Source organism: Coleofasciculus sp. (assembly GCF_046539235.1).
Taxonomy (GTDB): Bacteria; Cyanobacteriota; Cyanobacteriia; order Cyanobacteriales; family Coleofasciculaceae; genus Coleofasciculus.
Genome location: NZ_JBKHHI010000236.1, coordinates 1 through 10,130, shown reverse-complemented (window position 1 = coordinate 10,130; position 10,130 = coordinate 1). Strand labels below are relative to the sequence as shown.

Here is a 10,130-nt window from a genome sequence, read left to right as displayed (position 1 = left end):
TTGATTCTGTCAAGATGTGATTCTGATAAAGTTAGATGTTAGCGTAGTGGAGCTAGTCCCTATTTTTCCACTCAGTCATAGGATCGCAGTAGGATCAAGCTGAATAAAGAAAGATGATAGAACACGACCTGAATGGCGATCGCTCCTTAGTTTTAGAAACAGCATGGCAGCGATATGCCCAGCTTAAAACCCAAGCTGCAATCACTTATAGACAATATTTGAGTCTTCGGGGTGGATCAATTTTGCTCAGTGCGATCGCCACATTCCTAGCGGTGGTTATCGCCAGTACAGATAGGCAACTCATCGCCGCCCCACCGGGACGAATCTTAATCATCGGTTTAGTTTTAGTTCCGATTATCAATGTGATCGTTTTGGCGATTAGTCGCAACCTGCAACAAGGACAGTATTGGCAAATTCTCAATGCTGGTGCTGAGGAAATTCGCAAAACGATCTATCTGTATCGGACATTGCTACCCGGACAAGAGAATCGTCATCAATGGTTGAATGAAAGAGTTACAGCGATTCAACGCCAGGTCTTTGATAGTATTGGCAGTGATTTAGTGCTGCAACCTTATACAGGGAATCTTCCCCCGGATACGATGGGCGAATACCCAAGTCGTGATCCGGGTTTTAGTGATTTACTGCCCCCAGATTACTTGAATTATCGCTTAGAAGCGCAACTGCAACGATATAGCCAAGAACTCGCCCAACTCAATACCACTCGCACTCGCTTACAAGTTGCCATGTTTAGCTTGGCTGGATTGAGTGCATTGTTACCCGTTTTAGGCGTGAGTGTCGGCGTCTGGGTGGCGTTTACCCTATTTTTGGCAACCGGATTTAGCCTGTGGTTAGAACTAGGACGAATCGACGATCGCGTGAATGCGAATAACCAGCTCATTTTAGCTCTCAACATGATTCGCGATCGCTGGCAAAGTTTAACCGCCAAAGAGCGGACGGGTGAGGAATTTTTTCAGCTCGTGCTGGCGACAGAAAATACAATCTGGAACTACTATAGTCAACCCATTTCCGAACGGCGTCAAATTGCCACCCCCTTGCTGGAGCCGAGTGATGATTTACTCACAGAAGCGCTCAAACATCCCGCGCCAAAAATTATTGAACCCGTTGTCGAACTCCCCGAAGAATCGAACAAAGTTGAAACCCTAGCCGTTGCCGCCCAAACCCCCAAAGAAGCGGTCACATTGGAGGTAATCAAAAAAGCTGAAGAACCGGCTCAGGCGCCGCCGAAAAAGGGATTACCTCATGCCTTTGTGGTGATGCCCTTTGGACGAAAAAAAGGACCCGATGGGCTTTGGATTGACTTTAACAGTATTTATCTAAACTTAATTAAGCCAGCGTTAGAAGAGGCAGGATTTGAGTCATTTCGTGCCGATGAAGAACAGGTTAGCGGCGATATTTTGACGGATATGTTTCAGGAGCTATTGCTCGCTGACCTAGTTCTGGCAGATTTAAGCATTGATAATGCCAACGTATTTTACGAGTTAGGCATTCGCCACGCCCTGCGTAAGCGCGGCTTGATTCACATCCAATGTGGTCGCTCTTACATGCCTTACGATATTTTCAATGTGCGAACACTGCCTTATCACTGTGATGATAGCGGTTGTCCTGACCCAGAGTATTTGCACAAAGACAAGCAGGCGATCGTGAAAATGGCGCGTGCCACCTGGGAGTCGGATCAAAACCGCATTCATAGCCCAATTTTCAGTATTTTAACCGGACTGGATGAACCCGATCGCAAGTCCTTACAAACCCCCCTAGCAACCGGATACTGGCAGGAATACAAAGAATGGCAAGAGCGGGTGGTGCTTGCCCAGCGACAAAAGCGGATTGGGGATGTCTTGTTATTAACCGAAGAGGTAAGTAATCCCCTAATTAAAGAAGAAGCCTTGGCGGAAGCAGGGAAAGCCCTAAAAAATCTAGGAAATCATGCCCTAGCGCTCAAAGAATATCGCCAAGGCTTGAAAATCAATTCCAAAAATTCTGAGTTTCGCAAAGAAGAAGCCTTTCACCTCAGCCGCTTAAAGCAATTTGATGAAGGGATTGTCAAATTAGAGTCATTGCTCCAAGATGAGCCCAAAAATATAGATGCACTCTGTTACTTAGCTCGCATTTACAAAGAAATGTGGCGCAATGAATGGAAAGAAATCTCAGATCAGCCGGAGCGGTTGAGTGCTGCCTATGATGCCGTTCACTTACTCAAAAAAGCCGTTGATACCTATCTCAAAGCCTATCGCCTGGATCAGAATCACTATTATGCTGGGATTAATGCCTTAACCTTATTAGTCCTTCTCGATCATTTAGTCCAACATTGTGATATCGATAGTGATGCCGAAGGAGAAGCCCTGCGGCAACAGTTGCCAAATCTCAAAGGGGCGGTTCAATTCTGCCTAGAAAGTGCAGTTAAAACCAATGAAAATGATGCCTGGGCGTATGTTTCCTTAGGAGATTTAGCGGTATTGGCAGCCGACGAGCCGAAACAGGTAACGCGAGCCTATAAAAAGGCGCTAACGCTACTTTGGAACCATAAATTTGCCCTAGAAGCCACCCTGGCTCAACTGGAACTGTTGGCGGCGCTTTCTTGCCGCCCGGAGTATGTACAAGCAGGACAAGTGGTAATCCAAGGGGAACTCGACCGACTGAACAATCAAACGGCAATAACGGCGGATGAGAGCGAACCAGAACCCACACAAGTTATCCTCTTTTCCGGTCACATGATTGATAGTCCGACAAGGGAGCAACCGCGTTTTCCCGCCGCCATGGAAAATGAGGCGCGGCAAAAAATTGAGGAAGCTTTGGATAAGTTAAATCCCAGTACCAATTGCTTGGCAATTGCTCCCGGTGCGGCTTGTGGCGGTGATATTTTGTTTATCGAAGCCTGCTTAAAGCGGAATATGAAGGTGGAGGTGTTTCTGCCCTTTGCTCCGGCTCAGTTTATTCTCGAATCTGTTAGTTTTGCTGGGGATAACTGGGTATCCCGTTTCTATACAATTCAGAATCATCCCAATGTGTCATTTAATCTGCAACCAGACCGATTGGGAGCAGTGCCGATAGGGGATAATGCCTTCGAGCGCAATAATCGCTGGGCGTTGTATTCCACCTTAATGTATGGCATTGATCGCGTGCGACTGATTGTGCTGTGGAACGGTAAAGGCGGTGACGCGCCAGGGGGTACAGGTGACATGGTTCACCAAGTACGCCACTTGGGAGGCGTGGTTGAACATATTGATACCACCAAATTTGACTACTGGAACACGAGGACGGAAGTATTAGCCAGTTAAATAAATGTAGAGACGCGCCATGGCGCGTCTCTACAGGTTGATTTTCCGACCATCTTGAGCAAGAATCAGGTTCACCCCTGCTGTTTTGGCAGAAAGAGAATTGAAAAAATTAGTGCGACTTGTTCGTGAAATAACCAAACAACTGGGAATACTAGAGAGAGGAAAAAGGCGTGAAGCTCAGGTTAACCCGTGCACTGGAGTAACCCATCCTTGTTGCTCTTAAGGATTGACGTGGCTTACTCTTAAGATCATTGTCCTCGATGACAAGGTTAAACTGATGGTTAAAATATTCTCTCTCTAGAGTCAATTCAATGAAAAACTCCTGTACTTTAACCTTTAACAATAACCTCTCCGCCCATGTTGTTCAAGTCCACAGTCCCACCGCATTGACGGCGGCGTTGCAGCAGCTTGGTCTTGACCAACCCCGTCCGACTCTAGCCCTCGTAGGTGGGGCGAGTAAGATTAGTGAGTCTGACGAAAATGATTTGCGGCGTATTTTTCTGGAAGTGATTGCGCCTCTAGCTGAACAACTGGGAGTGGTGGTTGTCGATGGGGGGACGGATGCGGGGATTATGCAATTTATTGGTCAAGCGCGGACAAGGATTCGTGGCACATTCCCATTAATTGGTGTCGCCGCGATTGGTACAGTTATGCTTCCTGGTGTTAAAAGCATGAATGCTGATGCGGCGATGCTAGAGCCAAATCACACCCACTTTGTCTTAGTTCCAGGCTGCAATTGGGGAGATGAATCCCCCTGGTTATCTGAGATTGGTAGTCATTTAGCTAAGGGGTTACCTTCGGTGACGATTGTGGTGAATGGTGGTGAGATTACCTGGCAGGATGTGGCGCAAAGTGTGAAAGCCCAGCGACCTGCGATTGTCTTAGCCGGGAGTGGACGAACGGCTGATAAATTGGCAGCCGCGTTGCAGGGAGAGGTAACCGATGAACGAGCCACAGATTTAGTGGCATCTGGACTTTTGCACGCTATTGATATGAGTAAAGATGCAGCAGCACTGGCTCATCTAATTGGGCAGATGCTTTCGGAACCTGCGGATGCGTTGCCGGGATAAATTGCCTTCAAATAAGGGGGGAAGAAGCGTTGGCATTGACTTGGTGAAATCGGAGGTTTTAGAGTAAGTGTAATTCGGAGATTGATGCTAATTTATTTTTTTTTATGACATAATAAAAATTAAGGTCAATAACTGCCACTCCTTTCGGTTTTCGTTCTGTTTGTTCAAGCCGAAAAAGCGGGACAGACCTACAGGGGTTGGGTTGGTGGATATATCCAAACAGCCAAGTCGAAAAAAGTATCAGTTGATCCGGTTTGAGTGTTGCATAAAGCGTTTGTGGCTCAAACTAAATTATTCATTGGGTCATTTCATAATGTCTTAAGCCCACTCTTGTTGTATAGACTATTGCAGATCAAGGCATAGAACGTGGCAAAAAAGAACTCTTACAGTCAATATCTTAGGCAACACCTGAGTAACTTAATCGAGCAGACGGACTTGCCCACCTTGAAAAAGGACTTTATGAAAGCCCGGTGGTTGGATCAAGTGCTGTGGCTGGAAGGACGGGCAACCAAGGAACGCGATCGCCATCACTCTTTGAGGTTACTAACGATTATCGGCGGTGTTATTGTTCCCGCCATGGTGGGATTCAAAAGCCCGAATCCTAAGATCCAGGAAATAGTCGGCTGGAGTGCGTTTGGGTTGAGTCAAGCGGTAGCCGTTTCCGCCGCTGTGGAAGAATTTTTCGCTCATGGGGAAAAATATAAGCAATTCCGCAATACAGCCGAAAATATGAAAATTGAGGGCTGGCAATTCCTGCAAATGGCGGGACCCTACAGCCAGTTTGAATCTCACGACGATGCTTATGCCACCTTTGCCTATCACGTTGAGCAGCTGATTCAGAAAGACGTGCAGGGTTTCGTCACTCAGTTTGAAGAAAAAGGACAGAGCCAAGAAAAGACAGCCGCAACCGTGGCTCAAAATGCCGAGTTAGCTCTGAACAATCTCAACGAGCAAATGGAGTATCAGGAGCAATTGCGGCGACTCGAAGCGGAGAAACGCCGCTGGCGAGAAGAGAAAGAGCGTTTGGAACATGAGCGTTCAGCGCCGCCGGAACCGGCGGAAAACAATGGGGAAGACGTCCAGACTACCCCGGTTACTCTCGAAGACTTGCCCCCGCTAGGTGTCGCCGCAATGGCTTGGTTTGAAGAAGAAGAACCCGAAGAACCCAAAAAACAAGTATCGATGAATGGTCAGGGAAATAGTGAGCCAGCTAAACCCGCCGTACCGCAACTGATTACACCCGAACAAGCGTCCAAAATAATGGATTGTCCCCTCGCCGATAGCCAGAAATATTTACCTGGGGTATTGGAGGCGCTTCAGGACTACGACATTTTGGATAAGCAGGTGTTAATTGGTTTACTGGCAACGGTGCGAGTGGAAACCAACGGGTTTAAGCCCATTAATGAGTTTGGTGGACCAAAATATTTTACCAAACATTATGAAGGACGCCGGGATTTAGGGAATGTGAAGCCAGGGGATGGGGCAAAGTATCACGGTAGAGGTTACATTCAGATTACGGGGAGAGCCAATTATCGCACTTATGGGCAAAAATTGGGTGTGGATTTGGAGAATAATCCTGAATTAGCTCTAGACCCGGAAATTTCTGCTAAGATACTAGCTTGTTACTTCAAAGATAGAGGGGTCGCCACTGCTGCAAAAGTGGGAGATTGGCGTAAAGTCAGAAAATTGGTGAATGGCGGCTATAACGGGTGGGATGTTTTTTCTAAATATGTTGAGAAAGGTAAGGCGGTAATTGGTTAAGGTATGGAACCCACAGAAGAAGTTTTTTTTCAAGTTCAGGAACTCAAGGAAGCGATTCAGGAGCTTAAAGAACAGATTAAAGAAATGCAAACGATGCATGAGGTGCAACAAGAGTCAATTACGTCTTTAATTGCTTTATCTCAGAAGCAGACGACTGTGATTGAGCAGCAAACCTCTGTGATTCAACAGTTAGTCAGTCGGTAAGGGAACAAAAGATTAAATTTAATTAAATGCAAGACTTAATGTATTGACAATCCGGAGAGTCCTATGTGTCCTAATATCCTTGGCGGTTGCTATATCTCAATCTAAATGCCGAACAGCTTAAAGGCGGATTTGGTATGATTTACCGTTCAACAGCCCCTAACGCTTTTAGGGTGGCTTTCTGCGCGTCCGTTAACCCTCGAGTCCCCCTAATGTTCATCCCCTCGTAAAGCCGATCCGCACGTAGGGTTTTGAGGCACTCACCAGTATTAATATCCCAGATTTTAATCGTTTCATCTTGACTACTACTAATCACAGTAAAACCATCTGGACTCCACGTCAAAGAATAAACCCAACTTGTGTGACCGGACAACACTTTTATCGCTTCCCAGGTTTGGGTATCCCATAAGCGAACCGAGAAGTCATGATTACCACTCGCCAGAATCCGACCCTGCGGACTCCAGGCGACAACCCATACCCCACCCGCATCGCTGTGCCAGGTTTTCAGACATTCACCTGTACTCACATCCCACAAGCGAATGGTTTGGTCATGACTGCCACTGGCAAGCGTCCGACTATCCGGACTCCACGCCACAGAACAGATCCAACCCGTATGACCCTGCAATAGTTTCCCGCATTGACCGCTATTGACATCCCACAACCGAATCGAGAAATCAAAACTACCCGTAGCCAGTATTCGACTATCTGGACTCCATGCCACCGTCCAAACCCAACTGGTGTGACCCTGCAACACTGAACGGCAAACCCCGGTTTGGGCATCCCATAACCGCACTGACAAGTCATGACTGCCACTAGCAATAGTACGACCATCGGGACTCCAAACTAATGTCCAAATGCTACCAGTGTGACCGGGTAACGCCAAGAGACATTGACCACTCTCCACATCCCACAAGCGCACGCAGGCGTCGAGACTACCCGTCGCCAGTTTACGACCATCGGGACTCCAAGTGACGCCTCGTACCCCATTGGTGTGACCGGACAAAACCTTGAGGCATTGACCGCTACGGATATCCCACAACCGCGCCAAAAAGTCGTCACTACCACTCGCCAAGAACTCACCATCGGGACTGACAGCAACCGACCAGATCGAACTGGTGTAACCATGCAACACTTTTAGGCATTGACCATCACGGACATCCCACAAGCGAAGGGTTTGGTCATGACTAGCGCTGGCAATCATGCGACTATCGGGACTCCAGGCAACTGACCAGATTCGTTCAGTGTGACCCTGTAGAATCTTAAGGCAGCGACGATTACGAATATCCCACAAGCGCACAATTGGCTCAAAACCACTACTGGCGAGGAGATGACCATCGGGACTCCAGGCGACTGAGCGAATCCACTCGGTGTGACCTGGGAAAATATGGAGACAGTGACCCTCACAGACATCCCACAAGCGCACAGTTTTGTCATCACTGCCACTGGCAATAGTACGACCATCGGGACTCCATGCCAAAGATCGTACCTCATCAGTGTGACCGTGAAAGGCTTTAATACACCGACCCTTACCCACATCCCACAGGCGCACCATGGCGTCAAGACCACCACTGGCAAGAGTTTGACCATCCCGACTCCACGCCACTGACCAGATCCGACTCGTTTGACCCTCTAGCGCCTTGATACACTGACCCTTACCCACATCCCACAAGCGCACCATGGCGTCAAGACCACCACTGGCTAAGGTTTGACCATCGGGACTGAAGGCAACCGCCCAAACTCCATTGGCATGACCGTGAAACGCCTTGAGACATTGACCCTCACGCACATCCCATAAGCGCACGGTTTGGTCATCACTACAACTTGCCAGGGTTTGACCATCGGGACTGAAGCTGACTCCCCAGACCCAACCCTGATGCCCTTTCAATGTCAACAGTTGTTTGCCATCTGCCACTTGCCACAAACGCACGTTCCCATCTACATCCCCTGTCGCCACCTGTTTTCCATCGGGACTAAATGCTACTACCAGTACGCCACTTAAGGTTTCTGAGAAAACTGATTTACTTAAATCGGCATTTTGGAAGTTAACATTATACAAATTCCGGCGACGTAGGTCAGCTTGCCAAATCGTTAGATTAGAAAAATTATAGTTGGTTAAATTAATGTGGAGTTGATGCAAGAGGTTAATTAAATTTCCGCCACAATAGCCGGCTAATGCCGAAAAATTTTCTCGGAGTTGGGTTGAAATACCAGCGAGTTTCGCTTCTAATGTTTTGGGGGATTTAAAGGTTTGGTTAAGTCTCTGGACAAGGGGGTCTAGAATCAGACGGATTTGACTGGCTCTGACATAATCTTTGGCGGTGACTTTGACGAGAGCGTGACTGATTAATACGTCAGGGTTTTCTGTGGCAATTTCGTCATAACAGCAATCAATTAATCGCTCGGTCACGTATTCCATAACGACAGGTTGTTGGGTGTAACGAAACGATAAATTTTCTTGGGGTAGGCGCGTCGCTTTCTCAATTAGCGATCGCCCCCACAGACTTTCTAAGGCTTCCATTAAATTTGACCGAGATACTCCAGGCACGATGTCGTCTTGGAGTTCGGCGATGGTTGTCCCTTCCCGATTAATTCCTAACCAGTACATAATAGTTTTTTCTAGGGACGGGAGGCGGTCAAACTGTTGCTCAAGCAAGCGGCGAATACTATTGAATACAACGGTATCTTCGGCTAAAAAGGCTTCAATTTCACCGTCAAATAGGGCTTTAATCGAGGTGGCAACAATTTTGATAGCAAGGGGGTTATTGTCGTAGCGATCGCACAACTGTTGTTGATAGGTTGGTTGTCCCACTAACCCTTTATCTTGCAGCAATGCGATCGCGATATCCTGAGAACCACTCAAGCGCAGGGAACGCACGGGCAGTTTGTCTCCCTCACTGGCGGTAATAATAGCTGGCTTTTCCCGACTGGTGAAGATGACGCAACTTTGATGTGCGGTTTCGCCAATGGCTCTAAGCAGGTTTTCATAGTCCTCATAACCGGGACGAAATTGTCCTGCTTGAGCCGCTTCTAAAATGGTTTCCATGTTATCTAAAATCAACAGACAATGGGAAGTCCGCAGGTAATGCAGCAGGCGTCCCAATTCCGGTTTAGTTTCCTGCTGGTTAGAAATAAAGGACAGTAAGTCACCCAGCAGGGTTTCTAGGGGTGGGGCGTTGCGTAGACTTCGCCAAATCACATAGTCAAACTCATGCTGTACCTGTTGAGCCACCTTGGCGGTGAGTGTGGTTTTGCCAATTCCGCCGATGCCTAATACCCCAATCAGGCGACACCGATTGGTGACAACCGCTTGCACTAACGTTGCCCGTTCTTGGCGGCGTCCATAGAATACACAGACATCAGCCGCTTCTTCCCAGTCGATGGAATTGGGAATTAAATTCACTTGAGATTCCTTGCTCCCAGACGTGGTATGTAGAGACGTTGCATGCAACGTCTCTACATCGGGTTGTGAACCTTGGCTTTGCCGTCGCCACTGGCGTTCTAGAACGGAGCGAACATTGGTTTTACTGACTTTTTCATTCAAGGCTTCACTGAGCATTTTCCATAACTTCGGACCCACATCTCGCTTCAAGTAGCTGGTAGAGTAACGGGCTTCTGCGGCGATTTCTTCGTAGTTTTTTCTCTGCCAGGAGTATTGCAGGATCGCAATTTCTACGGGGGACAACCGTCGTCCTGTTGTCACAAAGATTGCTTCATCAGCAATGGCAAGTCCATCTTCAAACTTCATGATTCACCCTTGGCGTGGAACTGGATTGGCGAAATTTACTGAACTTTAGCAGAACTT

5 protein-coding genes are annotated in these 10,130 nt (G+C 47.6%); 4 read left to right on the top strand and 1 reads right to left on the bottom strand.

Annotated features, from left to right (window positions below):
- The first annotated feature begins 113 nt into the window (after positions 1 to 113).
- The 4 genes from ACLFWI_RS19255 to ACLFWI_RS19240 all read left to right on the top strand — a co-directional run bounded on the left by ACLFWI_RS19255 (position 114) and on the right by ACLFWI_RS19240 (position 6,331).
- Complete coding sequence (locus tag ACLFWI_RS19255) at positions 114 to 3,296, top strand: TRAFs-binding domain-containing protein (RefSeq protein WP_446414249.1); 3,183 nt, start codon at positions 114 to 116, stop codon at positions 3,294 to 3,296.
- Between the two features lie 311 nt (positions 3,297 to 3,607).
- Positions 3,608 to 4,366, top strand: coding sequence for a hypothetical protein (locus tag ACLFWI_RS19250; RefSeq protein WP_446414248.1), 759 nt, complete (start codon positions 3,608 to 3,610; stop codon positions 4,364 to 4,366).
- A gap of 366 nt (positions 4,367 to 4,732) precedes the next feature.
- On the top strand, positions 4,733 to 6,127 hold the full coding sequence (locus ACLFWI_RS19245) for a DUF4231 domain-containing protein (protein WP_446414247.1): 1,395 nt from the start codon (positions 4,733 to 4,735) through the stop codon (positions 6,125 to 6,127).
- Positions 6,128 to 6,130: 3 nt separating this feature from the next.
- Positions 6,131 to 6,331, top strand: coding sequence for a hypothetical protein (locus ACLFWI_RS19240; protein ID WP_446414246.1), 201 nt, complete (start codon positions 6,131 to 6,133; stop codon positions 6,329 to 6,331).
- Positions 6,332 to 6,470: 139 nt separating this feature from the next.
- Here ACLFWI_RS19240 and ACLFWI_RS19235 read toward each other — a convergent pair whose 3' ends face one another.
- On the bottom strand, positions 6,471 to 10,073 hold the full coding sequence (locus ACLFWI_RS19235; protein WP_446414245.1) for a WD40 domain-containing protein: 3,603 nt from the start codon (positions 10,071 to 10,073) through the stop codon (positions 6,471 to 6,473).
- Between the last annotated feature and the right edge of the window lie 57 nt (positions 10,074 to 10,130).

Excerpts from the sequence above, each read along its gene's own strand:
- ACLFWI_RS19255 (WP_446414249.1), top strand. The coding sequence starts at position 114 with ATGATAGAACACGACCTGAATGGCGATCGCTCCTTAGTTTTAGAAACA.
- ACLFWI_RS19250 (WP_446414248.1), top strand. The coding sequence starts at position 3,608 with ATGAAAAACTCCTGTACTTTAACCTTTAACAATAACCTCTCCGCCCAT.
- ACLFWI_RS19240 (WP_446414246.1), top strand. The coding sequence starts at position 6,131 with ATGGAACCCACAGAAGAAGTTTTTTTTCAAGTTCAGGAACTCAAGGAA.
- ACLFWI_RS19235 (WP_446414245.1), bottom strand. The coding sequence starts at position 10,073 with ATGAAGTTTGAAGATGGACTTGCCATTGCTGATGAAGCAATCTTTGTG.